The following is a 26863-nucleotide window of genomic DNA, read 5'->3' on the forward strand; positions in this document are numbered from 1 at the left end:
GTGCGCACCTTGCCAGTCGGATTTAAAAAGGGGATCAAATCAAGCCTGCGCGGCGGACGTTTCAGACATCTGTTCACGCCGCCAGCGCCGAAAGGCCTGCGGCGTCATTCTGTGAAGCGGCAGGTTTTCGCGCAGAGTCTGCAAAGCCTCAAAGGCGTCTTCCAGTCCGGCAAACAGAGCGACCGATCCTTTTGCGCCGACAATGTGATAGCCGCATTCGTCTTTTTCGAGGCAATAGTGTTGCGTTTGCATAAGCGTCCCTCCTAACCTCTTTATCGGCCAATTGGCCGATTTGTGTACCGATATTCCCGCAGCAAGGTTCGCGCCATCGGTGCCCTGTTCTATAATGAGTGCTTTGCCGCTACCCTTGTCGAGTCGTTTTATGCCTGAATTACCCGAAGTGGAAACCACCCGCCGCGGCATCGCGCCCAGCCTGACAGACCGGACCATCACCCGGTTCGTGCTCCGTCAGGGCTCTCTGCGCTGGCCGGTACCGGCCGAACTGACCCAATTGTTACCAGGCCTGGTGATTTCCGGGATTCAGCGGCGTTCCAAATACCTGTTGCTGACCCTGACCCGCCCGCAAGGAACGCCTGTGGGCACTTTGCTGATTCATCTGGGCATGTCGGGCAGTTTGCGTCTGGTGTCAGAGCAGACGCCGCCGCGCAAGCACGATCACATTGATCTGGTGCTGGACGAAGGCACCTGCCTGCGTTACCACGATCCGCGACGCTTCGGGGCCTGGCTGTGGACCACCGAACCTCCGGCACAGCACCCGCTGCTGAAAAAACTGGGACCGGAGCCGCTCAGCGACGACTTTGACGGAACGGCCCTGTTTGATGCGCTGTCGCGCCGAAAAAGCGCGATCAAGACCTGCCTGATGAACGCCCAGATTGTGGTGGGGGTCGGCAATATCTACGCCAATGAAGCCCTGTTTCTGACCGGCCTTCACCCGCAAACCCCGGCCCACAGCCTGACACTGGCGCAATGTGACGCTCTGGCCGGGCGGATTCGTCACGTCCTGCAAGCGGCGATTGATCAGGGCGGCACCACCTTGAACGATTTTCTGTCCCCGGATGGCACCCCCGGTTATTTTGAACAACAGCTGTTTGTGTATGGCCGCGCAGGCGACCCATGTCGGCGATGCGCGCAGCCGATTGAAAAACGGGTCCTCAGTCAGCGCGCCACTTACTTCTGCCCACATTGCCAGCCGGAAGCCTTATGACCAACACGCGCTTGTACTCCCTGCGAGGTTTCACTAATATAGAGTTCTTCGCACCAGGGTCAGATTGCCATGCATGATTTTGTACGCCGCCCACTAAGACAATCCTTACTCGGCCCCTTATGGTTTTTGTTGCTGACCTTGACCATCCTGACAACAGGGCTGGCGGGCTGTTCTCAGCAAAACGACGGTCCCGCCCCCACGGTCTGGCCGATGCAGAAAGACTGCGATCTGCGTCAGGACGTTTGCACGGCCAAAGCCCCGGAACGTGTGACCCTGGCACAGGTGCCCGGTCAGATACCGGAACCGACACAGAGCGTGACCCTGTCGCTGAGTCCCCGACCGGTCAAGGTGGCGCGCAGCCTGAATGCGAACGTGCGCTTGAGCGGCTTTTCCCATGAGACGATTCAAACACTGGAACTGGATGTGGCCGGGCTGAATATGTACATGGGGTATAACCGCGTCACCCTGCAACAGCAGTCAGAAAAACGCTATGCCGGACCGTTGATGCTGGCCTTCTGCACCAACGACGAAATGCGCTGGCAGGTCACGGTCCTGATCACGCTGACTGACGGGCGCGAAATTCAGATTCCTTTTCAACTGACCACCTACAACCAACAGTCCGACTGACCCGGACACCGACAAACAGGAAACCGTATGAACTGGCACCAACTGTCATCCACCGATGTGCTGAAAAAACTGGAATCCGATTCGGAAAACGGACTGAGCCCGGACCAGGTCGAGGCCAGACAGGGCGAATACGGTCCCAACAGTCTGCAACAGACCAGACAAACATCGGCTCTGATGCTGTTTCTGTCGCAACTGAAAAACCCTTTGCTGGTGATTCTGGCCGTGGGTGCCGTGCTGTCTTTTATGACCGGACACCACATTGACGCCATCGCCATCAGCGTGATCATTGTCATCAACGCCATGATTTCGTTTGTGCAGGAATACAAGGCCCAGAAATCGATTGATGCGCTCAAAAACATGGCCGCACCCAAGTGTCTGGCCATGCGTGATGGCGAATGGCAGAAAATTCCCGCCAGCGAACTGGTCCCCGGCGACCTGATCAAACTGGCCAACGGCGACATCATTCCCGCCGACGCCCGCCTGCTCAAAGCCGACAGCCTTCAGATCGACGAAGCCGCGCTGACCGGCGAATCCGAACTGGCGCAGAAACAGGCCCAGGCCTTGCCCGAAGCCGACCTGGCGCTGGGCGACCAAAGCAATCGCGTGTTTATGAGCACGCCGATCAATCGCGGCCAGGGCATTGCCGTGGTCACCGAAACCGGCATGCAGACCGAAGTGGGCAAGATCGCCGACCTGATGCAAACCACCGAATCGCGCCTGAGCCCGTTGCAGCGCCGCATTCAGGAACTGTCACACGCCCTGATCTGGGCGGCGTTTGTGGTGGTGGCGCTGATCGTCGCGCTGGGCATTTATCAGGGACTGACGGCGATGGAACTGGTCACCACCACCATTTCACTGGTGGTGGCGGCGATTCCCGAAGGCATGCCCACGGTGGTCACCATCGTGCTGACGCTCGGGGCCAAGCAGATGATGCACCGCCACGCTCTGGCCAAGCAGCTGGCATCGGTGGAAACCCTGGGCGCGACCTCGGTCATCTGTTCCGACAAAACCGGCACCCTCACCCAGAACAAAATGCAAACGCTCAAACTCTGGGCCAGCGGCGAAATCTACGACATCAGCGGACAAGGCTACGAACCCAAAGGCGACTTTACCGACCCGAATGGCCATGTGGTCACCCCCGAACACCATTTTCATCTGACCCGAATGCTCGGCTTCTCGGTACTCTGTTCCGACACCGAGCTGGTGGAAGAAAACGGCCAGTATCGGATTCAGGGGCTGCCGACCGAAGGCGCGGTGGTGGTCGCGGCGGCCAAAGCCGGTATCACCGCCAAAACGCTGCAAAAAGATTTTTCCGTGGTGCGCACCCATCCGTTCGATTCCGGGCGCAAGATGATGAGTGTGGTGGTGCAGGACGACCACGGCCAGCATCACCTGATCGTCAAGGGCGCGCCCGACGTGGTGGCCCGCCACAGCGATGCCATCGACTGCGGCGACAAACGCCTCGACATCGTCAGTAACGAATCGATCATCACCGAGGTGGTCGAAGCCTTCGGGCGCGAAGCTCTGCGCACCCTTGCCGTGGCTCACCGCCCTTTGCAGGACAATGAAATCGATCTGCCAGCGGAAAAACTCGAACACAGTCTGGTCATCAATGGCATCCACGGCATCATCGATCCGCCACGTCCCGAAGCCACCAAAGCGGTGCATTCGGCCCACAAGGCCGGGGTGCGCGTGGTCATGATCACCGGCGACCATGCGGTGACGGCCAAAGCCATTGCCGCGCAAATGGGCATTGTCAAAGACGAAAGCGCCGATGTGATCACCGGCCCCGAACTCAACCAGATCAGTGACGAAGAACTGATTACCCGCGCCGCCAACGTCAGTGTATATGCCCGAGTCACACCCGAGCACAAATTGCGCATTGTGCAGGCGCTGCAAAGCAATGGCGATGTGATTGCCATGACCGGCGACGGCGTCAATGACGCCCCGGCTCTGCGCAAGGCCGACATCGGCATCGCCATGGGCCAGGGCGGCACCGACGTGGCCAAGGACTCCTCCGACCTGATATTGCTGGACGACAACTTTGCCACCATCGTCAATGCGGTCAGCGAGGGACGGCGCATCTACGACAACATCCGCAAATTCATCCGCCAGGCCCTGACCGCCAATGTGTCCGAAGTCTCGGCGATTCTGTTTGCCTTTCTGGTCATCATCGACGAACCCATGCTCTCGCTCGCGCCCCTGATGATTCTGTGGATCAACCTGGTCAGTGACGGCATCCCGGCGCTGGCGCTTGGGTTTGATGCCGCCGAAGACGACGTGATGAAACGCCAGCCGCGCGCCTCCGGTGAAAGTTTTTTTGCCGACCATCTGGGCACGCGGATTGTGGCCCGCGGGCTGGTCATGGGCGGCATGACCTTTTTCATGTTTTTCCACGCCCTGTCACTGGGCGAATCGGTTGCCTATGCGCAGACACTGGCCTTTATGACCCTGATTTTCGGGCAACTGGTACACGTATTTGATGCGCGCACCTTCACCACCCTGTTTCAGCGCAACCCTTTCAGCAACCGCATGCTGCTGGGTGCGGTGGCACTGTCCGCAGCCCTGTCATTGTTGATGGTCTATACCCCATTCGGGCAACTGGCCATCGGCACCGAAGCCCTGAGCAGTCCGCACTTGCTGATGGCGCTTTTTATGGGTGCTTTGCCGACGCTCGCCCTGTCCTCGCTCAAACAGGTGTTTGGCTTGCGCTGGCTCTGACACGGAAACCGCGACAGCTTGGCACAGCACCATGCCGGCCGAACAAGCTTTTTCACCAGGCCTGGTGGTTTTTGTGTTTTCTGTGCCCTTGGTTACGAAAGGATCGCAATATGGCCGACAAAACCAACCAACGCAACCGACTGACCAGGCATCTGCTGGTCGTGGGTTTTTGCGCGGCGCTGCTGTACATCGCCTACATGATCCTGATCGATGGCCAGATCCCAACCCGATTCAACAACGGATACCATTCGTTTGACGGCATCGAGCGGATTCTGGGACTGGTGCCTTTGACCATTGGTTCCGGCGTGCTGTACCTCTGGCTGAAAAACGTGATCAGAACCATCAGGCCTGGTTAAATGTGCAGGCAGTTTGTCGCCGTGAACGAATGGAACCAGCGAAACCACGGATAAGCAATGATCAATCGAATGCGCCGATTAAAACACCCGTTCATCTCTTATGATGGACTGGTCAGCGTCCAGTTTGCGGCCCTGGGCGGTTTGCTGGTGACAGGCCCCTGGCTGCTCACAAGCATTGGGTTGGTCTGGCAGATTCTGGGCGTGGTGCTGGGACTGTGGGCGGTGCAGACCATGCACCTGGGGCATTTCAATATCGTGCCCGACCCTCGCCCGGACTCAACGCTGGTGCAAGCCGGGCCTTACCGCTGGATACGCCACCCCATGTACACATCTCTGCTGCTGTTTTTCGCCCCGCTGGTGATCGCCACACCCTCGCCACTGCGCTGGGCACTTTTGGGCGCATTGATTCTGGACCTGCTGATCAAACTGCACTACGAGGAATCACTCCTGCGCGAACGCTTTTCCGACTACCCAGACTATCAACAACGCACCCACAAGATGGTGCCGTATCTGTTCTGAACACTCAGCCAAGAAATCCATCAGGGCATAAATGACCAGGCCTGGTCATTCAGGACCATCGCTGGTCTTTGGCATGCGTTCACAATGAATCGCGTTCGCCTTCGAGAGAATGCCAGACTCGCAAAATAATGATCGTATCGGCATGGACCGAATAACGGACAATGTATTGACCAAAGATAATGTCTCTCAGTGATGCCGGGTCCGGTGCCTGTCTCACTGAAACGCCCAGTTCAGGAAAGTCTGGTAACAATTCGATCTTATTCACGAGCTCAGAAGCCATTCGAGCTGCAGCATGGGGATTGTGAACGGCAATGAATTCGCGCAAACGAATCAAATCTGCCACCGCGTCTTCTGTGTACACCAGTTTCACTCAGCAGGCCCCGGTGCGCTCAATTCCTTTTCAGTGCCCCAGCTTTTCAACCACTCATGCACCTCACTGGCCTCAACCACCTTGCCTGCCGCAGCGGACTCCATCGCTTCCAGTGTCTGCTGCCAACGAACATGCTCCTGCTGTTGCTTCTCGATGTACTCATTCAGCGCCTGATTAATGATCCAGTTTTTGCTTCGATGCAGCTTGTTTGCCATCGCATCAAGATGCTGCTCAACCTCTGCCTGAAGACGAACGGTCGTGACACTCATAAGGATTCTCCGTTGATTGACTACAGAGTATTACATCATAGTCCAACCAAGCCATCAATTTTCGAGAAAAACCGGGAGATCCTTTTGCTTTTTAACGGTTCAGCGCCACGGTTTTGATCAAGGCAAAAACGACCAGGCCTGGTGATAATTGCAGTCGTTGCGCGGAGTCGTGGGTGACTTCGGCGAAGAAAGTTTGTTCGTCGGCCAATTTCAGACGCACCAACAGGCTGTGATCGTCCTGATCGATCAATTCCGCCACGGTGGCGACCAGATGGTTGCTGGTGCTGATTTTGTGCGGGTCTTCCAGCGCCAGGGTGACGTCGCGCGCCAGAATGCGCACCCGTGATAACTGGCGCTGAGAGGGGCGCGCCCCTTTTGTCGCTCTGGAGCCGGGCAACGACAGCGTCTGGTCGGCCACCCGGACCTGAGAAACGCCGCCGCTTTCGAGCGGGTGGGTCTGCAGCACCGACACCGCGCCCTGATGATCGAACAAAGGCGAGTCGGCCCGATTGAGCAACTGGGTCAGCGGCTCGACCGATTGGATCCGGCCGTCCGCCATCACCACCACCTGATCGGCCAGCCGCTCGACTTCCATCGGGTCGTGGGTGATGTAGAGCACCGGCAGTTGCAGGCTTTCGACCAGCTCTTCGATCAGAGTCAGCAATTCGGCCTTGGCGCGCCAGTCGAGCGCGGACAGCGGTTCGTCCATGCACAGCAATTTGGGTTGCATCAACAGGGCACGGGCAATCGCTACCCGCTGGCGCTCACCGCCGGACAGAAAGCCGATGTCGCGGTCCAGCAAATGCGCCACGCCGACCCGCTCTACAATCTGGTCGAAATCCGCAGGGGCTTTGCCTTTGGGCAGGCGCTTGATGCCGTAGTCCAGATTCTGGCGCACGCTCAAATGCGGAAACAACGCCGCATCCTGAAACACGAACCCGATGTCGCGCTCGGCGGTGGGCCGATGTTGTTTGCCTGCCTGCCAAACCGTGTTGGCAAACGAGAGCTGACCGTGCGTGCGTTTGTCCAGTCCCGAGATGGCGCGCAGCAAAGTGCTTTTGCCACTGCCGGAGCGACCGAACAGCACCGTCACACCCGACATGGGCAGATTAAAATCGCCGCTGTTGAGAGCAAAGCCGCCAAGGTCCAGGGTCAAATTTCCTTTCAGATGATTGGTTTTCATGGTTTAGCCCACCTTCACTTCAAACTTACGGTTGAGTCCGTACACCAGCATCAACACGGCCAGCGAGAACACCAGCATCATCGCCGAGAGCAAATGCGCCTGGGCGTATTCCAGACTTTCGACGTGATCAAAAATGGCAATCGAGACCATGCGGGTTTCTCCGGGAATGTTGCCCCCCACCATCAACACCACGCCGAATTCGCCCACGGTGTGCGCAAAGCTCAAAGTGGCCGCAGTCAGAAATCCGCGTCGCGCCAGCGGCATCACCACGGTACGAAAGCGATCCAGAAAGGACGCGCGTAAGGTGGCGGCCGCATCCAGCAATCGATTGGGGATGGTTTCAAACGCGTGCATCAGCGGTTGCACCGCAAACGGCAGCGAATAAAACACCGAGCCGATCACCAGCCCGGTTTTGCTGAAGGTCAGCTGGCCCTCATAGCCAAACCAACTCAGGGTTTCGGTGACCATGCCATTGGGGTTCATCGCAATCAGCAGATAAAACCCCAGCACCGTGGGCGGCAACACCAACGGCAAGGCCACCAGCGCTTCCAACAGGACTTTGTTGCTCGATTTCATTCTGGCCATCCACCATGCCAGAGGCGTGCCCAGCACCAACAGCACCACCGTGGTCATGGCGGCGATTTCCAATGTCAGCCAGATCGGCTGCCATTCCACCTCGATTCCAAATAATTGCATAACTCAATCCATTTCCAAGGTTGATTAGGGCGCTTTATAACCGAACGATTCGATGATGCCAATGGCCTGTTCGCTTTGCATAAAGTCCACGAAGGCGGTGATGGCGGCATTGTCCTGTCCGCGTTTGAGCACCACGGCCCCCTGATTGATGGGCTGATAGGTGTCCTGCGGCACCACCCAGTATTCCCCTTTTTCAAAAATCGGGCTTTCCGGGTCCACAATCTGCGACAGAGCCACAAACCCAATCGGTGCATTGCCGGTGGCGACGTACTGAAAGGCATGGGCAATGCTTTCGCCGGACACAATTTTCTTTTCCACACCGTCATACAGGCCCGCGCCCTTCAAAAATTCGACCGCACGATCACCGTAGGGCGCATTTCTGGGATTGGCGACGGCCAGGTGTTTGAAATCGGCGTTTTCCAGCACCGATCTGGCCTGGGTTTTGACCGGATACCGATCGCTGTAAAGCGCAATCTGTCCCTGGGCGTAAACAAAATACCGATCGGCGACGCCGATGCCATCCTCAATCGTTTTCTGGGGACGTGCTTCATCGGCGCCAAAAAACATGTCAAACGGCGCACCGTTGCTGATCTGTGCGTAAAGCTTGCCGGTGGGGCCGAACGAAAATTTCAATTCGTGCCCGGTTTCCTGTTCAAAGGCTTCGCCGATCACCTCAATGGTTTTGGTGAAATTGGCGGCCACCGCAATGGTCGCACTCTCGCTGAACGCGGGCAGGGAAAACGCCGCAACGGACAAGCCAAACAGGGCTTTGGCAAAAAAACGCTTAATCAAACTCATAGAAACACTTCCTTTATTACCTTTTATACATATCGAAAAACAAAAAATTTTGAGCCCTGTGCGGATGTTTAGTCGGCCACCGCCAGCAACACATGACTGGCCTTGACCAGTGCACAAAAGCGAGCGCCTTCGACCACCCCCAGCGTCTCACGACTCTGGTTGGTGATCATGGCCGAGACCTGCTGCTGACCGCCCAGATCGAGCGTGACATCGGTGTTGACCGCGCCTTCCTCCACGCGGCTGACCTCGCCGCAAAAACGGTTGCGGGCACTGGTTTTGATGCCATCGTCCTCGGCCAGTATCACAAAACTGGCCTTGATCAGCGCGTAAACCTCACTGCCCTCGGCAATGCCCAAACGCTCGAGGCTGGCCGGGGTGATCTGTGCCACCACGGTCAAGCCGTCGCGCACCTGCAAGGTCACATCGCAATTGACCGCCCCGGTTTCAATCTGGGTTACGGTCCCAAAAAACTGATTGCGTGCACTGGTTTTCATCGACATTCTCCTTATCAAGTCCAATTGATCCAACATCTCCGGCGGCTGTTGAGACAGCGTTTCCAACCAGGCCTGCATCTGCTGTTCAAACAACCGATAGGCCTGCAACAGCGACTGCCCGGCCGGTGTCAGCACCATCCCCCCGCCGCCGGCTCCGCCTTTCTGGGTATGCACCAGCGGCGTGTCGACCAACTGATTCATCGCCTCCACCGCCTGCCAGGCGCCCTTGTAACTCATGCCACAGGCTTTGGCCGCCGCGTTCAGCGAGCCCAGATGTTCGATTTTGGCCAGAAGCGTCAAGCGACGCTGGCCCGAACGCGACTGCTTGGAGCCCAGCAAAAACGATTGCACCAGTTTTTCCGGTTGCGCTGTGTCAGTCACGTTATTCCCTTTAGTACATAACGAGAAAATTTTAGTCTTCTATCACTTCGTTTGCAAATATTTTTTCAATGCTCGATTCAAAGAAACGAATCTCAAAAACGAATCCACCTGCGTTCTGCTACAATTATGTAGTGACACTGTAACTACCGGAGTTTGCATGCAGTTTGAATGGGATGAACAAAAAAACCAACAGAACATTCTGAAGCACGGCATTGCATTCTCTCAAGCAAAAAAGATTTTTCAGGATCCTTTTCAGCTTTGCCTTCTGGATAAGCGGTATTCTTATTTTGAAGAGCGTTGGATCACGCTAGGGGCCACCCGAGAGAGCAGAATCCTAGTGGTCGCCAACCTTTTCTTTTCGGATCAAGGAGAAGAAATTATCAGAATCATTTCTGCTCGGCCAGCCAACACCAAGGAGGTTAAGGCTTATGAGAACAGTTGAAGAACGTGCACAACTGGACGATTATGAGATAAAAGATCACTATGATTTCTCAGAAGCGGTGCGTGGACGCTTTTATCATGCTAAAAAAGTCTCCACAACTTTGCGCCTGGATAATGATGTCTTGTTGTTCTTAAAAAAGAAAGCCAATGAAGAACACATCGGTTATCAAACGCTGATCAATGCGTTACTGAGAGATTACTTCAAGCAATCGACCAAAGTGTAAAACAACCAGGCCTGGTCAAAAAGGGGGTCAGCGTTTTTCCTGCAGAGCCTGGGCCACCACCGGATGCACAAAATCCGACACATCGCCGCCGAGCGCGGAAATTTCGCGCACCAGTGACGAGGAAATAAAGGCGTATTGCTCGGCCGGGGTCATGAACATGGTTTCCACTTCGGGCGCGAGTTTTCGGTTCATGGACGCCAGCTGGAATTCGTATTCGAAATCCGACACCGCGCGCAGTCCCCGCAACAACACATTGCCGTGTATGCGTTTGACAAAATCCACCAGCAGGCCATCGAACCCCACCACTTCCACATTGGGCATGTGCGCGGTGACTTCCTTGGCCAGCGCCACCCGCTTTTCCAGTGTGAACAGCGAGGTTTTGTTGCGGTTGTCGGCCACCGCAATCACCAGGCGCTCATAAAAGCGGGCGGCGCGCTCGATCAGGTCAAAATGACCACATGTAATCGGGTCAAAGGTTCCCGGGTAGACGGCGGTGATCGACATATCAGCTTTCCTTTTTTGCCAGTCCAAAACGAACCTGGGCGGTGGTTTTTTCCTTGACGACAGACCAGCCTTGCGGCAGTTCGGGCCATTCGGCGTCTTTTTCCTGTTCCAGATACAACCAACTCCGGTCATTGACCCAGTGCCCGTTCAGCAAAGCGTCCACGGCCGGTTGCATCAGGCCCTGACCAAATGGCGGGTCCAGAAACACGCCATCATACACGGTCTGGTCAGGCACCGGCGTCCGGACCAGCCAATTGAGCGCATCGGTTTCGACCAGTGTCGCCCGATCCGGTGCCGGTGCCAGCCGCTGCAGATTGGCCTGCAACTGCCGCGCCGCCTTCGAGGCTGCCTCCAGCAGTGTGACCTGTTTTGCTCCGCGCGACAGCGCTTCCAGCCCCAGTGCGCCGGTACCGGAAAAGACGTCCAGCACCCGTGCGCCCGGTATGTCAAACTGCAACCAGTTGAACAGGGTTTCGCGCACCCGGTCGGAGGTGGGGCGCAAACCGTCTGCGCTCAGCACCGGCAGTTTGCGTCCGCGCCAGTCACCGCCAATCAGACGGATCTGACCGTCACCCTGACCGCCTTTCTGACCGTTCAGGTGACCACCTGAAGCTGAGTGCGCCGTGTTTCTGGCCGCCGATGGGCGACGTTGTGAAGATCGGTTACGTTTTTTCATCCACAAACTCTGTTAAGGGGCCTGAATTCAGGGGGCCCAATAGGTGATCCAGGGCAGCAGCCAGGCGGTGGCAATGCCCGACAGCGCCATAGCCAGACCGGAAAACGCGCCCATCAACGGCGACAACTGAAACGCGCGTGCGGTGCCTATCCCGTGCGCGGCTACGCCCATCGCCAGCCCCTGCAGGCGTTCATCGCGACAGCCCATCCAACGCAACAGCCAGGGGCCAATCAAAGCCCCCACCACGCCGGTCAGCACCACCAGCACCGCGGTCAGGCTGGGCACACCGCCGATTTGCTCGGAAATGCCCATGGCAATCGGCGCGGTCACGGATTTGGGCGCCAGCGTCATCATCATGGGCCAGTCGGCCCCGGCGAACCAGGCCAGCAGGATGGCGCTGGTCGCTCCGAATATCACACCGATGCCGACCCCAAAGGTGATGGCTCGCCAGAGTTCACGCAAATGGGCACGCTGCTGATAGAGCGGAATCGCCAGCGCCACCGTGGCCGGTCCCAGCAGAAAATGAATGAACTGGCCGCCAGCGAAGTAGTCGCTGTAGGACAGGTCCGTGACCTGCAAAAACGCCACCAGCGCCACAATCGACAACAACACCGGATTCAGCCAGGCCGGAGAACCAAAACGCTGCCCCAGCCACACAGCCCCGCTGTAGGCCACCAGGGTCATGGTCAATCCGGTCAGAGGCGTGGCAGCCAGATACACCCACAATTGTGCCAGTGGCAGGGATTCCGGCATCAGTCAGCCCCTCTGGTTCTGGCCGAGGGTTTGCGCTGCGTTTTCTGCGCGACCCAGGCGGTGACGATCAGGGTCAGCACCGTGCCCACCGTCAGCGTCAGCGCCACCGCCCAGGCATGGGTCAGCAGTTCTTCGGCATACACCATGGCACCGACACCGGCGGGCACAAACAACAGGGACAGATGGGTGAGCAGCCCCTTGGCGGTCTGGTCCATCGCCGGCGGGGTGTCGCCGCGCCAGAACAGCCAGCCCAACAACAGCAGCATCCCCACCACCGGGCCCGGCACCGGCAGATGCAGCAGGCGCACGCTCATTTCGCCCAGCAACTGAAACACCAGCAATCCGGTCAAGCCATAAATCCAGGCCATGTTGCTCCTCTTATCTTCACCCGGCACCATTTTGACCAGGCCTGGTTGTGATTGCATTCAATGGGCGTTATTTTAACGTCATCCCGGTATGGAACGAAGGATTTTGCCATGACCCAGTTTGACTCGCATCCAACCCGCAAACAGAAAAGCCCGCATCGGCATCGCGACAAAAGCCTGGGCACGCCCGAACTGATCGCGATCGCACTCGGCGGCATGGTCGGTGGCGGCATTTTCACGGTGCTGGGAATTTCGGTGGGCATGATCGGGGTGTTTACGCCTCTGGCCTTTCTGATCGGCGGTGCGGTGGCCCTGCTGGCGAGCTATTCGTATGTCAAACTCGGGGTGTATTTCAAGGACGAAGGTGCCAGCTACGCCTTTTTCAAAAAAACCTTCCCCGGCTCGCATTTTGCGGCGTCACTGATCGGCTGGTACGTGATCTTCGGCTTTATCAGCACCCTCGCGATTTACGCCTACACCTTCAGCGCCTATTTTCTGAGCAGCTTTGATTGGGACGCACCGACCTGGGCCAGACAGCTGGTGGCGATTGCCATGCTCAGCGGGTTTGCGCTGATCAACAGCTGGAGCGTCAAAGGCATGGGCAAACTGGAAGATTTTCTGGTCTATGGCAAATTGGTGATTCTGGCGATCATTGCCTTTGTCCTGATCAATTACGCCGATGCGTCCCTGCCCGAGTTATTGCCCGACACCGACCAGCCGCTGGCCTTTGGCTTTCAGATTCTGATTGTGGCGGCGTTGACCTTTGTGGCCTACGAAGGCTTCCAGCTGGTGGCCAATGCGGTCAATGAAATCGACGATGTGGAAAGACGGTTGCCGTTAGGGATGTACAGTGCGATTGTGATTGCGGCCAGCATTTATTTTCTGATCGCGCTGGGCGCGGTACTGGCGATTCCGTTTGAACAGATCATCGAAAACAAGGAACACGCGCTGGCCGCAGGCACCAGCGAAGCGCTGGGCAAATGGGGCTTATACTTGATGATATTGGGCGCGCTCATGGCCACCAGCAGCGCGGTCAGTGGCACCTTGTTCGGCGCTTCGAGACAGATGGCGGTGATTGCCGAAGATGGTTATTTTCCAGAGCCGTTGGCCAAACGCTCCGGCCGCCATATTCCCGTCTATGCCGTGATCACCATGGCGACGGCGGCCTCGGTGCTGATATTGGTCGGCAACCTGAAAATGCTGGTGGAATTTGGCAGCATCACCTTTTTATGGGTGTCGCTATTGATGGCGGTGGCCAACTACCGGATTCGACACCTGACCAAAGCCAACCCAACGATCACGATCAGTGCCATCGTCGGGTTGGGGCTGGCCAGTGTGTTGATTTTGTATTACGAAGTCCGCCACTCTCCGGCCACCGTCTTTGTGATTATCGGCCTCTATCTGGCACTCACGCTCAGTGCCTGGCTTTACGCCCGCTGGCACTGCCGAAAAAGCAAATGACTACTGCGGTTGGCCCACCAGAATGCGGGTGGCCTGATCAAAGTCCATGCGTTTTTGCCAGGCCTGCAAGACCTCGGCCTTGCTCAGCGCACGGATTTTTTCCGGGAACCGGTCCAGATAGTCCAGCGGCAAATCATAAAACCCGATCATGGAGATGTAACCGGCGATTTTGGCATTGCTGTCCAGCCGCAGCGGAAACCCGCCAATCAGGTTGCTTTTGATCGCGTCCAGTTTTTCCTCGGAAAAATCCTGCATAAAGCCTTTCAGGGTCTCTTCAACCACATCCAGCGCCTCATGGGCTTTGGCGTTTTGCGTCGACAGACGGATCACAAAAGGACCGGCGGCACGCATCGGGCGAAAACCGCTGGAGACCCCATACACCAGCCCGCGTTTTTCACGCACCTCTTCCATCAACAGGGAAGCAAAGCCGCTGCCGCCCAACAGGTGGTTGCCCAGAAACAGCGCGTAGTAATCGGGATCGCCACGTTTGACGCCCAGCGTCGCCAGAACAATCTGGGTTTGGGTGGCATCAAACTCGGTGACCGCCTGGCCGGTTTGTGCCACCTTGTTCACCGGGGGAATCGGTTTGGGTATCTGACCACCGGGCAATCGCTGGGTCAGGCGCTCGGCCAGACGCTCGGCCTGCGCCCGGCTCAGATCGCCCACAATCGTGACCTGCGCATTGCGAGCCACATAATGTTGCTGATAAAAATTCCGAATCTTGTCAATCGTCAATTGATCCAACGTTTCCAACGTCCCTTCGGTCGGGTGCGCATAAGGGTGGTCGCCATACAAACGCGTCCACATGGCCTCTGACGCCAATGACTGTGGCTGGGTGGCCTTCTGCTTGATCGCCACTTCCAGCCGGGCCTTTTCGCGTTCCAGAATGTCGGGACGGAACACGGCTTCGACCAGACTCTGTTCAAACAAATCCACGGCCTGTTCGTACAGGCTTTCACGGGTCAGGGTGCGCATGGAAAGACTGGCGCTGTCGCGCCCCACACTGACCCCAAACTGGGCACCAAGCCGATTGAACCCTTCTGAAATGGCACGTTCGTCCAGTTTGGGCGTGGCGGTTCCCATCAGTTGACTGGTTATGGCTGCCAGACCGAACGCCTGACCATCGCGGGCGGAGCCCGCATCAAAGCGCACTTCCACATCCACCATCGGCAATTGTTCGCTGCCCACGAAATACACATCCGTGCCTTTGGCGGTCTGCCAGTGTTCAATCTCGACACTGGCCTGAACCGAAGCGCTGAACAGCCACCAGATCAGCCCGACCAGCAATGAAGACAACCCGGTTGTCCGTTGAGTGAAAGAGTGATTCCAGACTTTCATTAATGCATTCCTCCGGCCGGTGGTGCGGTTTTCTGAACGGTTTCACCATTGGGGTAAAGGTGAGCGTAAGTCGCCTTGTCGGCTTTCAGGTATTTCCGGGCAACGGCCTGCACCTGCTCAGGGGTGACCTTGCGCAGATTGCTCGCCCAGTTGTCATAGGTGTCCAATGGCAGTTCCAGACTGGCGAGCATGCCCAGCAGTCGCGCCTGTGCCTGAATCGAATCCTGATGATAAATGTGTTGTGCTTCGGCCTGAGCCAGCACCCGATCCAATTCATCCTGGCTGATCGAGGAGGCTTTCAGGCGCTCAAGCTGGTCCCACAAAAGCGCTTCAACCGCTTCCAGTGATTGGCCCTGCTTGGGTGTCGCGTTCAAGGTCAGCAAGCTTTCCCAGCGACTGGTGCTGTCGTACCAGCTGGACGCCGAATTCAGTTTGGACTGGTTCACCAGTTCGGTGGTCAGACGCGCACTGTCGTCGCCATCGAGAATGTGATTAAGCACGGCCAGGGCATAAACTTCGGATGCGTCTTTCGCTGTGACCAGAGAAGGCACATGAAAGCCCATCAACAGTTCCGGCGTGTGGGTGGCGGCTTTCAGGGTAATGCGGCGTTCGCCCTGTTGGGGCATTTCCGTCTGTGGTTTGGGCGGCGCAATGGCTTCCGGGTCGTGGACGCCATAATGGGTTTTTGCCCACTGGTAGACCTGTTCTGGGTCCACGTCGCCGACCACCACCAGTGTGGCGTTATTGGGGGCATACCAGCGCTGGTACCAGGCCTGAACATCTTCCAGCGTCCAGTTCTGGATGTCGCTCATCCAGCCGATTACCGGATGGTGCTGGGGGCTGTTGACAAAGGCGGTGGCTCGAAACAGTTCATACAGTTTGGAACTGGGACGGTCTTCGGTGCGCCAGCGACGCTCTTCGGCCACCACATCGCGCTCGGTCTGAAAATGTTCGTCGGTGATCGCAATGTTGCGCATGCGATCGGCTTCGTGCTTCATCACCGTGGGCAGATGCTCGGCTCCCACCACTTGATAATAGGCGGTGTAATCGCGTGACGTGAACGCGTTTTCCTGACCACCCAGCTTTGACACGATGTCTGAAAACTCGCCCGGGGCCAGGGTTTCCGTGCCTTTGAACATCATGTGTTCCAGCATGTGCGACAGCCCGGTGCGGCCGCTGTGCTCAAAGTTGGACCCGACCTTGTACCAGACCTGCTGCACCGCCACCGGCGAACGATGATCGGGCTTGACCACAATCTGCATGCCATTGTCGAGTTCGTAGGTGCTGATCTCGGCCTGAACCGGCCCGCTCATGCCCATCATCATCACCAGCCAGCCCCAAAACCACCAGGCCTGGTTAAAATTCCTGCGCGTCCCGACCATCATCAAAGCTCCTGCATCCTGTGATTCCCAAGTGATTGGTTTATAATACCGGAAAACTTTGTTTCAACCCTAAAGGAACCTCTGATTGAATCGGTTTGGCTTCTGGCAACGCCAGGTTTTTCAGATCAAGGCGTGGCGTTGCAGTCATGTCCAGACCTTACAAAACGTCACAACGTAGAGCTGGGAAACTTGGCTAAGCCCCTTCGGGCGGGGCTGAAAGCCCACTTCTTCGTTGTTGTGGCTCTTGCCCTTAGAATGACTAAGGCCAGCGAGCCTCGCCTGGAATAAGCGGGCTTTCAGTCCCGCAGAAGCTCAAACCGATTCAATCAGAGGTTCCTTAAAAACGCTGGAAACACATCAATGCTGAACCTGTTTAAACGCAAAAAACGTCCGGACAACCCAAACGACACGGAATCCGCCGACGCGCAAGTGCCAGCCGAACAGTCCCTTGAGGACACCGGTTCCCAGCCTGAAACTGAAACCGAAAACGCTTCGGCCCCTGCCGGTGCGGAAACGGCGGCCCAAGCCGAGCAGGCCAGTACCACCGAAGCGGGCTCCGATGCCCAGCCCACCAAGTCGAGCAAGGGCTTTTTTGCGCGGCTGAAAGCCGGTCTGGCCAAAACCCGCAAAGGCTTCAGCGACAGTCTGGCCAGTCTGGTACTGGGACGCAAGGAAATTGACGACGACCTGCTGGACGAGTTGGAAATGATTCTGCTCAGTGCCGACATCGGCATCGAGGCCACGGATGAGATCATTGAAAACCTGACCGATCAGGTCTCGCGCAAAACCCTGAAGGACCCGCAGGCTCTGATCGACAGCCTCAAGGCGCAATTAACCGAAATGCTGGCACCGGTCTCAAAACCGCTGACCATCCCCAACTCAGACAAACCGTATGTGATTCTGATGGTTGGGGTCAATGGGGTGGGCAAAACCACCACCATCGGCAAACTGGCCAAGACATTTCAGGACGACGGACGTTCTGTGATGCTGGCCGCGGGCGACACTTTCCGCGCCGCCGCTGTGGAACAGCTTCAGACCTGGGGTGAACGCAATCGGGTGCCGGTCATGGCTCAGAAAACCGGTGCCGATTCCGCCGCCGTGATTTTTGATGCCATTCAATCCGCCACCGCCAAAAACATGGACATCCTCATTGCCGATACCGCCGGGCGTCTGCACACCCAGTCCAACCTGATGGAAGAACTGAAAAAGGTCAAACGGGTGATGCAGAAGGTGGACGCAACCGCACCGCACGAAGTCATGCTGGTGCTGGATGCCGGCAACGGACAGAATGCCCTCAGTCAGGCCAGACAGTTTCATCAGGCCGTGGATGTCACCGGCCTGACTCTGACCAAGCTCGACGGCACCGCCAAAGGCGGCATCATTGTGGCCCTGTCCAAACAACTGGGGCTGCCGGTGCGCTTTATCGGCGTGGGCGAATCCATGGACGATTTGCGGCCCTTTGACGCCGAAAGCTTTGTGGACGCCCTGTTCGCTCGCGATGACGGCTGATGCGACTGCCAGACACCGAAAACGCGCACGAGCTCTATGCCTTCAAAAAAGGCTATCGCACCGCCAAATCCGGGCTGTCACAGAGCTCCATGCCCAGCCAGATACGCTATGACCAGACCCTGAGAGCGTTTTTTCAGGCCGGGTTTGAAGCCTACGAGACCGATCTGGCCGAAACCCTGCTCGCTGGCAAGCAGCGTCCCTGGCGTCAGAGACTGGCGTGGTGGGTCATGATGGCCCTGGCCGGCATCGCCACCGCCAGCCTGATGGTACACAACATCGAAACGGACCAGCCAGTCGATACCCTGGCGAAAAAACCAAGCGCAGAACCGGAAACACGGGCCCCGGAAGCCGCAACGCCGAAAGTGCCATCCCAGCCAGACATGTCCCTGCTGGCAAATCAGACATTATCAGAGCAACCGCCCGTCAGCAAAAACGACGCAGATGTGGAAACCGATCAGGCATCACCGCCTGAACAAGAAAAAACAGAATTGAGTCTGATCAGTGACCAGGCGCGTAAAGACCTGATGGCGCGCAAGCAGGATTACGCCGATCTCCGCGCCAATGACGCACCGATCCCGGCCGTGGTCTCATCGCCCATTGAGATCAAACGGATGCAGCTCACGCGCGAGGTTCAACAAATGGAACCCACAGAACGACTGAACAGCCCGATCCCCAAATACGTTCGGCAAGTCACTTTTTTCACCGAAATCGAAGGGGCCAAAGGCCAGACGCTGAGCCACCACTGGTATTATCAGAACCGCTCGATGGCGAAAGTGCCATTGACGATTGGCAGCGACGATTTCCGAACCTGGTCCAGCAAACAACTGAGCAGTGCCTGGGCCGGACACTGGCGTATCGACATTGAAAACGAAGAGGGCAAGGTGATTGACCGCTTCGAATTTGATTACATTTCCTCAACCAAAACGGCTGACTGAGGCCTCAAACAAAAAAGCCGCTGAAGCGGCTTTTTAAACATCCTGACAATCCGAGCGGTATCAGTCGGTGTATTTTTCAAACACCAATGAGGCATTGGTGCCGCCAAAACCGAAGCTGTTGCTCATCATACGGTTCAGACCCGCATTTTCGACCAGTTCGGTCACAATCGGCATGCCTTCCACTTCCGGGTCCAGATTTTCAATGTTCACCGACGGGGCAATGAAATCGTTTTCCAGCATCAGGAGGCTGTAGATGAATTCATGCACCCCGGCCGCGCCCAGTGAATGGCCGGACAAAGACTTGGTGGAACTGATATTGGGCACCTGATCGCCATAAACTTCGCGAATGGCCGCCGCTTCCTTGGTATCGCCCACCGGGGTCGAAGTCCCATGCGGATTGATGTAATCAATTGGGCCGGAAATGTTCTGCAGGGCCATTTTCATGCAACGCACAGCGCCTTCACCGGACGGGGCCACCATATCATAGCCATCGGAATTGGAACCGTAGCCGGTGATTTCAGCATAAATTTTGGCACCGCGCGCCAGGGCGTGTTCGAGTTCCTCGACCACAACCATGCCACCACCGCCAGCGATGACAAAACCATCACGACCGGCATCGTAAGCACGTGAGGCTTTTTCAGGTGTGTCGTTGTATTTGGTGGACAGGGCACCCATTGCATCGAACAACACCGACATGGTCCAATCCAGCTCTTCACCGCCACCGGCAAATACCACATCCTGCTTGCCCAGTTGAATCTGTTCAACGGCCGTGCCAATACAGTGGGCCGAGGTGGAACAGGCTGAACTGATGGAGAAGTTGACGCCCTTGATTTTGAAAGGCGTGGCCAGACAGGCGGAAACCGTGCTGCCCATGGTACGGGTCACCATATAAGGACCGACACGTTTGACGCCGCGTGTTTTTGCGGTTTCCACGGCCTTGACCGACTGGGCATTGGAACCGCCACCGGAACCGGCAATCAGCCCGGTGCGCTCATTGGAAACCTGCTCTTCCGTCAGGCCGGCATCTTTGATGGCCTGATCCATGGCAATGTAGGTATAAGCAGCCGCATCGCCCATAAAACGCAAGGTTTTACGGTGAATGTGCTCGGACAGATCCAGGTTTTTGATGGAACCATGCACTTGAGAACGCAGCCCGTTTTCTTTGTACTCTGGTGCAAATTCAATGCCGGAACGCCCTTTTTTCAGCGACTCGGTAACGGCTTCCTTGTCATTGCCCAGGCTTGAAACCACGCCCAGACCGGTGATAACAACTCTTTTCATTTTAAAAATTATCCGTGTTGGTAAACAGTCCGACCTTCAAATCATCGGCCGAGTAGATTTCGCGCCCATCCACATAAAGATGCGCTGTGGCGATGCCCATATATAATTTGCGTTTGATCACGCGCTTCATATCAATGACATACTCGACCTTTTTGGCTTTAGGCAGTACCTGACCATAAAACTTGACCTCGCCTGCGCCCAGTGCTCGACCGCGTCCGGGACCACCGCTCCAGCCGAGAAAAAAGCCAATCAACTGCCACATCGCATCCAGCCCCAGGCAACCTGGCATCACCGGGTCATTGTTGAAATGGCATTCAAAAAACCACAGGTCCGGTTTCACATCCAATTCGGCACGCATCTGACCCTTGCCGTAGGCACCGCCTTCGTCCGAAATATGGGTGATGCGATCGAACATCAGCATCGGGGGCAAGGGCAACTGGGCATTGCCTGGCCCGAACAATTCACCATGCCCGCAAGCCAGAAGTTCGTCTTTGGTGTAGCTTGATTGCTTTTCCATTCAGTTTCCAGATAATCAAAGATTTCAAGTATTATAACAGCTGTACAAATTTCATTACAATCAAACCGGGCACGACCGCCACAGACAAAAAAGCCCGCATTCCGAATGGAAGGCGGGCTTGGAATCTGGTGCCGAAAGAGGGACTTGAACCCCCAACCTACTGATTACAAGACCTTTGAATAAGGCCCACCCCCGCATTCTCAGGCGCAAATTATACATTAATTGCCCCTGATTTCGACCTCTTGTAGTAACCCCATCACTTTACAGAATTTTGCTAACTTGATAATATGCTGATTCATGGATTCTTTCTTTTCAGTTATCTATTTCTTTGCTGCCATTCTGGGAATTTTGTTCCTTGTCGCTTTGTCGGTTCTGTACCTCCCTGACCTTATTCGCCATCTTTTTGGTATAACTCACCTAGACTTTACTAATGGCTATTCTTCAAGGACGCGTTTTCAACCCAACAAAAGGCGGACGAATCAAAAACGTAATGGCAACCAAAAGACACCGGTTCAAAAGAAACAGACACACAGGTCGTATTCACAAAATAGACGGATTAATCAAGTACAGATCAAAAAAAAACAGAAGGCGTCTCAGAGACCTTATTTTCTAGAATATCTATCCAAGCACAAAAAGTATTTTTATTCATCTGCGCACAAATCTTTGTCTCATCTTATTCCTCATGAACAGCGGAACAACGTTCTGTATCCATTCCTGAAACCAAAGCCTATTTTTACTGATGCCGAAAATGATTTCTATTACTTTTTGCTTGAAATTACTAATGGAAAATTCACAATCATGGGCAGTGTCCGCCTTCTTGATCTTATTGATATAACTTTTTATAAACGGATTGATAAATCCCTTCATGATTCTCTTTTTCACAAAACGAAAAGCAAGCATATTGATTTTTTATTGGTAGATAAGAGTTTAAAAATCGTTTGTGCCATTGAGTTGAATGATTCCAGTCATGACAGATCAGATCGTATACAACGTGATGCATTTGTTGATGATGTATTATCATCAGCTGGTGTTCCTATAGTTTGGGTCCCCTTTGCCTGGTACTATGATCGTGAAACAGTGATTTCTAACATAATTTCTACTATCTACCCCACCAGATCATCTTGATTTTGGGGTTTTACCCCAGGGCAAATGTCACACGTTCTTAGACACACGTTCGCCAGTTACTTCATCATGGGCGGCGGTCATTTGCTTACCTTGCAAAAGATACTTGGCCACACTGTCATAAAAATGACCATGCGCTATGCCCATCTGTCTGATGATTATTTGAGCGAAGCCTTAAAATTGAATCCGATTACTCAAATTACTACAGGGTAGTAATTCGTTGTGGTAATTCTGAGGTCTGAATATTTTTGCCGGAAATGAAAAACCCCCATGAATGGGGGCTTTGAAGGTGGTGCCGAAAGAGGGACTTGAACCCCCAACCTACTGATTACAAATCAGTTGCACTACCAATTGTGCTATTTCGGCGGAATGACGCGTATTATAGTGCCTCCAGCTGCTATGTCAAGACCCTGAAAGCTCTGAGAAAACGTTTTTTATCATGGCGTTTTTAGGCATGTGTTACACGAGCATTAACCCGCCTCTATCACTTTTACCATGCCCAGCAGCGTCAAGTCTTCTATGTAGTCAAAATGGCGATCCAGCATCGATTGTATCGTGGGAAAGTCGCCACCTGTGCCAATACAATCAAACTTGCGTCCTGTCTCGGACTCCATGTCATTGACCAACTGGTTGATGTAGGCAGCGACCATATAAAGGGTCCCGCCCAGCACACCGTTTTCTGTGTCTCTGGCGAGCAAGGCATCTTCTTCCTGAGACTCTGACGCCTGTTTCAGACTGGCCAGTTTTACCTGGGCAGTTCTGTCAAACAAGGTTTGTCGCATCAACGACAGTCCCGGCACGATGAAACCGCCCTGATGCACACGATCCTCGACCACGTCGACGGTCAAAGCGGTTCCGGCGTCGACAATCAGCACCGGCCTGGCACTGCCATCGGTGGCACCGATGATGGCCATCCAGCGGTCCACACCCAATTGTTCAAATTGATGGTAACCACACTCAATCCCGGCACTCTCATGCTGAGTTGTCAGCATAGTGGGGTAACACCCAAACGCGGCTTGTACCTGCTGAATGAACAGAGAGTTCATATCCGCGCTGGCGACCGAACTGAGAAATACCGCTTCCACCTCAGCATTTTGCAAATCAAATTCCGAGACAAATGTGGCCTTTTCTACGGTCTTATTCGGCACCCGTCCCAGATAGTCGTACTCGCCCCTGACAAGAACGGCGGCCTTGAGCTGCGAATTTCCCAGTTCAAAAAATACTTTCATAATTCCCTAGTTTGCCTTGCGCGAGCCAATCCATCCTCGCCCACGGCTCATTGTAGATTGCTGATCTTTGCGTGTGACCATTAATAGCCTTACGCGCCCGACACCAAGCATTCCGCCAGTGTACAAGCGCCGTTATCATACACAATCGCACCATCATTTGGCGTAAAAAATCCTGTTTTCACCAGGCCTGGTAAAAAAGGGATAAAAAGGGGATTCGCCTGAGTTTCAGACATAAAAAAACCCATGAGGCTTTCGCACTCACGGGTTCAGGATATAAGCTTGGGGATGACCTACTCTCACATGGGACCTCCCACACTACCATCGGCGCTGAGACGTTTCACTTCTGAGTTCGGCATGGGATCAGGTGGTTCCATCTCGCTATGGTCCCCAAGCAATTGGGTACTGACAACCAGTCTTTCAACTCGTTGTCGGAATTTGGAAAAATCTCTTGGTTTCAATCTCGACTCGGTAACAGTCTTTGTGTTGTTTTTGACTCTCAAGCTGTCAGCCTAACCTCAGCCAACTCAAAACCGTCTCTTTAAAAGACCAAGTTTTCTTTGAGTTGTATAGTTAAGCCGCACGGGTAATTAGTACTGGTTAGCTTCATCCATTACTGAACTTCCACACCCAGCCTATCAACGTTGTCGTCTTCAACGGCCCTTCAGAGGGCTTAAAGCCCAGGGAGAACTTATCTCGAGGCAGGTTTCCCGCTTAGATGCTTTCAGCGGTTATCCTTCCCGAACATAGCTACCGGGCAATGCCACTGGCGTGACAACCCGAACACCAGAGGTTCGTCCACTCCGGTCCTCTCGTACTAGGAGCAGCCCCTCTCAATTCTCCAACGCCCACGGCAGATAGGGACCGAACTGTCTCACGACGTTCTAAACCCAGCTCGCGTACCACTTTAAATGGCGAACAGCCATACCCTTGGGACCGACTTCAGCCCCAGGATGTGATGAGCCGACATCGAGGTGCCAAACACCGCCGTCGATATGAACTCTTGGGCGGTATCAGCCTGTTATCCCCGGAGTACCTTTTATCCGTTGAGCGATGGCCCTTCCACTCAGAACCACCGGATCACTAGAACCTGCTTTCGCACCTGCTCGACGTGTCTGTCTCGCAGTCAAGCACCCTTTTACTCTTGCGCTCAATGCACGATGTCCGACCGTGCTGAGGGTACCTTCGCGCTCCTCCGTTACGCTTTGGGAGGAGACCGCCCCAGTCAAACTACCCACCATACACTGTCCCTGATCAGGATTCACTGACCGAGGTTAGAACCTCAACACTACCAGGGTGGTATTTCAAGGGTGGCTCCACTACGACTGGCGTCGCAGTTTCATAGCCTCCCACCTATCCTGCACAAGTAGGGTCAAAGTCCAGTGTAAAGCTGTAGTAAAGGTTCACGGGGTCTTTCCGTCTAGCCGCGGGTACGCAGCATCTTAACTGCGATTTCAATTTCGCTGAGTCTCGGGTGGAGACAGTGTGGCCATCATTACGCCATTCGTGCAGGTCGGAACTTACCCGACAAGGAATTTCGCTACCTTAGGACCGTTATAGTTACGGCCGCCGTTTACCGGGGCTTCGATCAAGAGCTTCGGACAAGTCCTAACCCCATCAATTAACCTTCCGGCACCGGGCAGGCGTCACACCCTATACGTCATCTTACGATTTAGCAGAGTGCTGTGTTTTTAGTAAACAGTTGCAGCCACCTGGTCTCTGCAACCCCTAATAGCTTACGCAGCAAGTGCTTCACCATCAGGGGCACACCTTCTCCCGAAGTTACGGTGTCATTTTGCCTAGTTCCTTCACCCGAGTTCTCTCAAGCGCCTTGGAATTCTCATCCTGACCACCTGTGTCGGTTTGGGGTACGATTTCCTATTACCTGAAGCTTAGAAGATTTTCTTGGAAGCATGGCATCAACCACTTCACTCGCAATGAGCTCGTCATCGGTTCTCGACATTGAACGCCCGGATTTGCCTAAGCGTTCTGCCTACCACCTTAAACTTACACCATCTGTAAGCTGGCCTAGCCTTCTCCGTCTCTCCATCGCAGTAATAAAAAGTACAGGAATATTAACCTGTTTCCCATCGACTACGCCTTGCGGCCTCGTCTTAGGGGTCGACTAACCCTACGTCGATTAACGTTGCGTAGGAAACCTTGGTCTTTCGGCGAGGGAGCTTTTCACTCCCTTTATCGCTACTCATGTCAGCATTCGCACTCGTGATACCTCCAGGAAACTTCTCAATTCCCCTTCGCAGGCTTACACGACGCTCCTCTACCACTCTTAAAAGAGTCCACAGCTTCGGTACACTGCTTAGCCCCGTTAAATCTTCGGCGCAGGCCGACTCGATCAGTGAGCTATTACGCTTTCTTTAAAGGATGGCTGCTTCTAAGCCAACCTCCTGACTGTCTGAGCCTTCCCACATCCTTTCCCACTGAGCAGTGTTTAGGGACCTTAGCTGGTGGTCTGGGTTGTTTCCCTCTTGACACCGGACGTTAGCACCCGATGTCTGTCTCCCATGATTGCACTTGCCGGTATTCGGAGTTTGCAATGGGCTGCTAAGCCTTGACGGCCCGCTAGACCATAACAGTGCTCTACCCCCGGCAGTGAGACATGAGGCTCTACCTAAATAGATTTCGAGGAGAACCAGCTATCTCCGGGCTTGATTAGCCTTTCACTCCGATCCACAACTCATCCCCGCATTTTTCAACATACGTGGGTTCGGTCCTCCAGTACCTGTTACGGCACCTTCAACCTGGCCATGGATAGATCGCCCGGTTTCGGGTCTACGCCACGCTACTAGTCGCCCATTTAAGACTCGGTTTCCCTTCGGCTCCCCTATTCGGTTAACCTCGCAACATAACGTAAGTCGCTGACCCATTATACAAAAGGTACGCAGTCACCCAACAAGTGGGCTCCTACTGCTTGTACGTACACGGTTTCAGGTTCTATTTCACTCCCCTTCAGGGGTTCTTTTCGCCTTTCCCTCACGGTACTGGTTCACTATCGGTCGGTAGAGAGTATTTAGCCTTGGAGGGTGGTCCCCCCATGTTCAGACAGAGTTTCACGTGTTCCGTCCTACTCGTTTTCACATAAAAAAGGTTTTCGCATACGGGACTATCACCCTGTACCGTCCCACTTTCCAGAGGGTTTTGCTAACCTTATCTATGCTTAAGGGCTAATCCCCGTTCGCTCGCCGCTACTTGGGGAATCTCGGTTGATTCCTTTTCCTCCGGGTACTTAGATGTTTCAGTTCTCCGGGTTTGCCTCCTGCAAGCAGGATACTCAGTAAACTGAGTGGGTTTTCCCATTCGGAAATCTCCGGGTCAAAGGTTATTTGCCACCTCGCCGAAGCTTATCGCAGGCTATCACGTCCTTCATCGCCTTCTACCGCCTAGGCATCCACCGTGTACGCTTAGTCACTTAACTATACAACTCAAATCAAACTCGGCCTTTTGTTTCGAGTTATCAACTTTGAGTCATACA

At 54.9% G+C, this 26863-nt stretch carries 29 protein-coding genes, 1 tRNA gene and 2 rRNA genes; 12 read left to right on the forward strand and 20 right to left on the reverse strand.

What is annotated here, in order from left to right; genetic code table 11:
* Nucleotides 1-39: 39 nt before the first annotated feature.
* Nucleotides 40-252: a hypothetical protein gene (locus A377_RS0103120; RefSeq protein ID WP_019894703.1), complete on the reverse strand. Its 213-nt coding sequence runs from the start codon at nt 250-252 to the stop codon at nt 40-42.
* A gap of 130 nt (nt 253-382) precedes the next feature.
* On the opposite strand from A377_RS0103120, the gene mutM reads away from it, so the two are divergent.
* The 5 genes from mutM to A377_RS0103145 all read left to right on the forward strand — a co-directional run bounded on the left by mutM (nt 383) and on the right by A377_RS0103145 (nt 5448).
* The gene (gene mutM / locus A377_RS0103125) at nt 383-1225 is read left to right on the forward strand and encodes a bifunctional DNA-formamidopyrimidine glycosylase/DNA-(apurinic or apyrimidinic site) lyase (RefSeq protein WP_019894704.1); all 843 of its coding nucleotides are present in this window, start codon (nt 383-385) and stop codon (nt 1223-1225) included.
* A gap of 69 nt (nt 1226-1294) precedes the next feature.
* Nucleotides 1295-1852, forward strand: a complete 558-nt coding sequence (locus A377_RS0103130; protein ID WP_157760720.1) for a hypothetical protein — start codon at nt 1295-1297, stop codon at nt 1850-1852.
* A gap of 27 nt (nt 1853-1879) precedes the next feature.
* Nucleotides 1880-4573 (forward strand): cation-translocating P-type ATPase, encoded by a 2694-nt coding sequence (locus tag A377_RS0103135; RefSeq protein WP_019894706.1) that lies wholly within the window; start codon nt 1880-1882, stop codon nt 4571-4573.
* A gap of 110 nt (nt 4574-4683) precedes the next feature.
* A complete protein-coding gene (locus tag A377_RS0103140; protein WP_019894707.1) occupies nt 4684-4929 on the forward strand; it encodes a hypothetical protein in 246 nt (81 codons plus the stop codon).
* A 69-nt stretch (nt 4930-4998) separates the two neighbouring features.
* Nucleotides 4999-5448: a methyltransferase family protein gene (locus A377_RS0103145; RefSeq protein ID WP_019894708.1), complete on the forward strand. Its 450-nt coding sequence runs from the start codon at nt 4999-5001 to the stop codon at nt 5446-5448.
* 79 nt (nt 5449-5527) lie between these two features.
* Here the strand turns inward: A377_RS0103145 and A377_RS0103150 are convergent, their stop codons facing one another.
* The 6 genes from A377_RS0103150 to A377_RS0103175 form a co-directional block, all read right to left on the reverse strand.
* Nucleotides 5528-5818, reverse strand: a complete 291-nt coding sequence (locus tag A377_RS0103150) for a type II toxin-antitoxin system RelE/ParE family toxin (protein WP_019894709.1) — start codon at nt 5816-5818, stop codon at nt 5528-5530.
* Nucleotides 5815-6087: a CopG family ribbon-helix-helix protein gene (locus tag A377_RS0103155; RefSeq protein ID WP_019894710.1), complete on the reverse strand. Its 273-nt coding sequence runs from the start codon at nt 6085-6087 to the stop codon at nt 5815-5817. The genes A377_RS0103150 and A377_RS0103155 overlap by 4 nt, the downstream gene beginning before the upstream one ends.
* A gap of 91 nt (nt 6088-6178) precedes the next feature.
* Nucleotides 6179-7270 (reverse strand): molybdenum ABC transporter ATP-binding protein, encoded by a 1092-nt coding sequence (gene modC, locus A377_RS0103160; RefSeq protein ID WP_019894712.1) that lies wholly within the window; start codon nt 7268-7270, stop codon nt 6179-6181.
* Between the two features lie 3 nt (nt 7271-7273).
* Nucleotides 7274-7966: a molybdate ABC transporter permease subunit gene (gene modB, locus A377_RS0103165; protein WP_019894713.1), complete on the reverse strand. Its 693-nt coding sequence runs from the start codon at nt 7964-7966 to the stop codon at nt 7274-7276.
* A gap of 24 nt (nt 7967-7990) precedes the next feature.
* Nucleotides 7991-8764, reverse strand: a complete 774-nt coding sequence (gene modA, locus A377_RS0103170) for a molybdate ABC transporter substrate-binding protein (protein ID WP_019894714.1) — start codon at nt 8762-8764, stop codon at nt 7991-7993.
* A 68-nt stretch (nt 8765-8832) separates the two neighbouring features.
* Nucleotides 8833-9639, reverse strand: a complete 807-nt coding sequence (locus A377_RS0103175) for a TOBE domain-containing protein (RefSeq protein ID WP_019894715.1) — start codon at nt 9637-9639, stop codon at nt 8833-8835.
* A 157-nt stretch (nt 9640-9796) separates the two neighbouring features.
* Between A377_RS0103175 and A377_RS0103180 the strand changes: the two genes are divergently transcribed.
* Both A377_RS0103180 and A377_RS0103185 read left to right on the forward strand, forming a co-directional pair.
* Entirely contained in the window at nt 9797-10081 is a 285-nt protein-coding gene (locus A377_RS0103180; RefSeq protein ID WP_019894716.1) for a BrnT family toxin, read from the forward strand.
* Nucleotides 10068-10304: a BrnA antitoxin family protein gene (locus A377_RS0103185; RefSeq protein ID WP_019894717.1), complete on the forward strand. Its 237-nt coding sequence runs from the start codon at nt 10068-10070 to the stop codon at nt 10302-10304. The genes A377_RS0103180 and A377_RS0103185 overlap by 14 nt, the downstream gene beginning before the upstream one ends.
* A 27-nt stretch (nt 10305-10331) precedes the next feature.
* Here A377_RS0103185 and coaD read toward each other — a convergent pair whose 3' ends face one another.
* From coaD to A377_RS0103210, 4 genes are read right to left on the reverse strand one after another with little or no spacing between them, the layout of a single operon-like run.
* The gene (coaD, locus tag A377_RS0103190) at nt 10332-10808 is read right to left on the reverse strand and encodes a pantetheine-phosphate adenylyltransferase (protein ID WP_019894718.1); all 477 of its coding nucleotides are present in this window, start codon (nt 10806-10808) and stop codon (nt 10332-10334) included.
* Nucleotide 10809: 1 nt separating this feature from the next.
* Nucleotides 10810-11484, reverse strand: coding sequence for a 16S rRNA (guanine(966)-N(2))-methyltransferase RsmD (gene rsmD, locus A377_RS11725; protein ID WP_019894719.1), 675 nt, complete (start codon nt 11482-11484; stop codon nt 10810-10812).
* Nucleotides 11485-11511: 27 nt separating this feature from the next.
* Nucleotides 11512-12237, reverse strand: coding sequence for an LrgB family protein (locus tag A377_RS0103205; protein ID WP_019894720.1), 726 nt, complete (start codon nt 12235-12237; stop codon nt 11512-11514).
* Entirely contained in the window at nt 12237-12605 is a 369-nt protein-coding gene (locus tag A377_RS0103210; protein WP_028485222.1) for a CidA/LrgA family protein, read from the reverse strand. The genes A377_RS0103205 and A377_RS0103210 overlap by 1 nt, the downstream gene beginning before the upstream one ends.
* A 108-nt stretch (nt 12606-12713) precedes the next feature.
* Here A377_RS0103210 and A377_RS0103215 point away from each other — a divergent pair, with 108 nt between their 5' ends.
* Nucleotides 12714-14063, forward strand: a complete 1350-nt coding sequence (locus A377_RS0103215) for an APC family permease (protein WP_019894722.1) — start codon at nt 12714-12716, stop codon at nt 14061-14063.
* Here A377_RS0103215 and A377_RS0103220 read toward each other — a convergent pair whose 3' ends face one another.
* Nucleotides 14064-15401, reverse strand: a complete 1338-nt coding sequence (locus A377_RS0103220) for a M16 family metallopeptidase (RefSeq protein WP_019894723.1) — start codon at nt 15399-15401, stop codon at nt 14064-14066.
* Nucleotides 15401-16786 (reverse strand): M16 family metallopeptidase, encoded by a 1386-nt coding sequence (locus A377_RS0103225; protein WP_019894724.1) that lies wholly within the window; start codon nt 16784-16786, stop codon nt 15401-15403. The genes A377_RS0103220 and A377_RS0103225 overlap by 1 nt, the downstream gene beginning before the upstream one ends.
* Before the next feature lie 357 nt (nt 16787-17143).
* Here A377_RS0103225 and ftsY point away from each other — a divergent pair, with 357 nt between their 5' ends.
* On the forward strand, nt 17144-18292 hold the full coding sequence (gene ftsY / locus A377_RS0103230) for a signal recognition particle-docking protein FtsY (protein ID WP_019894725.1): 1149 nt from the start codon (nt 17144-17146) through the stop codon (nt 18290-18292).
* On the forward strand, nt 18292-19227 hold the full coding sequence (locus A377_RS0103235) for a DUF2914 domain-containing protein (protein WP_019894726.1): 936 nt from the start codon (nt 18292-18294) through the stop codon (nt 19225-19227). Before ftsY ends, A377_RS0103235 begins: the two co-directional genes overlap by 1 nt.
* Before the next feature lie 60 nt (nt 19228-19287).
* On the opposite strand, the gene fabB is transcribed toward A377_RS0103235, so the two are convergent.
* Both fabB and fabA read right to left on the reverse strand, forming a co-directional pair.
* Complete coding sequence (fabB, locus tag A377_RS0103240; protein ID WP_019894727.1) at nt 19288-20508, reverse strand: beta-ketoacyl-ACP synthase I; 1221 nt, start codon at nt 20506-20508, stop codon at nt 19288-19290.
* Between the two features lies 1 nt (nt 20509).
* A complete protein-coding gene (fabA, locus tag A377_RS0103245) occupies nt 20510-21025 on the reverse strand; it encodes a 3-hydroxyacyl-[acyl-carrier-protein] dehydratase FabA (protein ID WP_019894728.1) in 516 nt (171 codons plus the stop codon).
* A gap of 297 nt (nt 21026-21322) precedes the next feature.
* Here fabA and A377_RS12940 point away from each other — a divergent pair, with 297 nt between their 5' ends.
* Nucleotides 21323-22150 carry a DUF2726 domain-containing protein gene (locus A377_RS12940; RefSeq protein ID WP_083919087.1) on the forward strand — a complete coding sequence of 276 codons (828 nt, stop codon included), beginning with the start codon at nt 21323-21325 and terminating at the stop codon, nt 22148-22150.
* Nucleotides 22151-22174: 24 nt separating this feature from the next.
* Nucleotides 22175-22360: a tyrosine-type recombinase/integrase gene (locus A377_RS12945; RefSeq protein WP_083919088.1), complete on the forward strand. Its 186-nt coding sequence runs from the start codon at nt 22175-22177 to the stop codon at nt 22358-22360.
* A gap of 77 nt (nt 22361-22437) precedes the next feature.
* Here A377_RS12945 and A377_RS0103265 read toward each other — a convergent pair.
* From A377_RS0103265 to A377_RS0103280, 5 genes are all read right to left on the reverse strand, one after another.
* Nucleotides 22438-22513 (reverse strand) — tRNA-Thr (locus A377_RS0103265).
* A 104-nt stretch (nt 22514-22617) separates the two neighbouring features.
* Entirely contained in the window at nt 22618-23376 is a 759-nt protein-coding gene (locus tag A377_RS0103270) for a type III pantothenate kinase (RefSeq protein WP_019894731.1), read from the reverse strand.
* A gap of 89 nt (nt 23377-23465) precedes the next feature.
* Nucleotides 23466-23609 (reverse strand): hypothetical protein, encoded by a 144-nt coding sequence (locus A377_RS13095; RefSeq protein ID WP_157760722.1) that lies wholly within the window; start codon nt 23607-23609, stop codon nt 23466-23468.
* Nucleotides 23610-23653: 44 nt separating this feature from the next.
* Nucleotides 23654-23768: ribosomal RNA gene (gene rrf, locus A377_RS0103275) — 5S ribosomal RNA — on the reverse strand.
* Between the two features lie 174 nt (nt 23769-23942).
* Nucleotides 23943-26806, reverse strand: a 23S ribosomal RNA gene (locus A377_RS0103280).
* Between the last annotated feature and the right edge of the window lie 57 nt (nt 26807-26863).

The organism is Hydrogenovibrio halophilus DSM 15072 (assembly GCF_000384235.1).
GTDB lineage: Bacteria > Pseudomonadota > Gammaproteobacteria > Thiomicrospirales > Thiomicrospiraceae > Hydrogenovibrio > Hydrogenovibrio halophilus.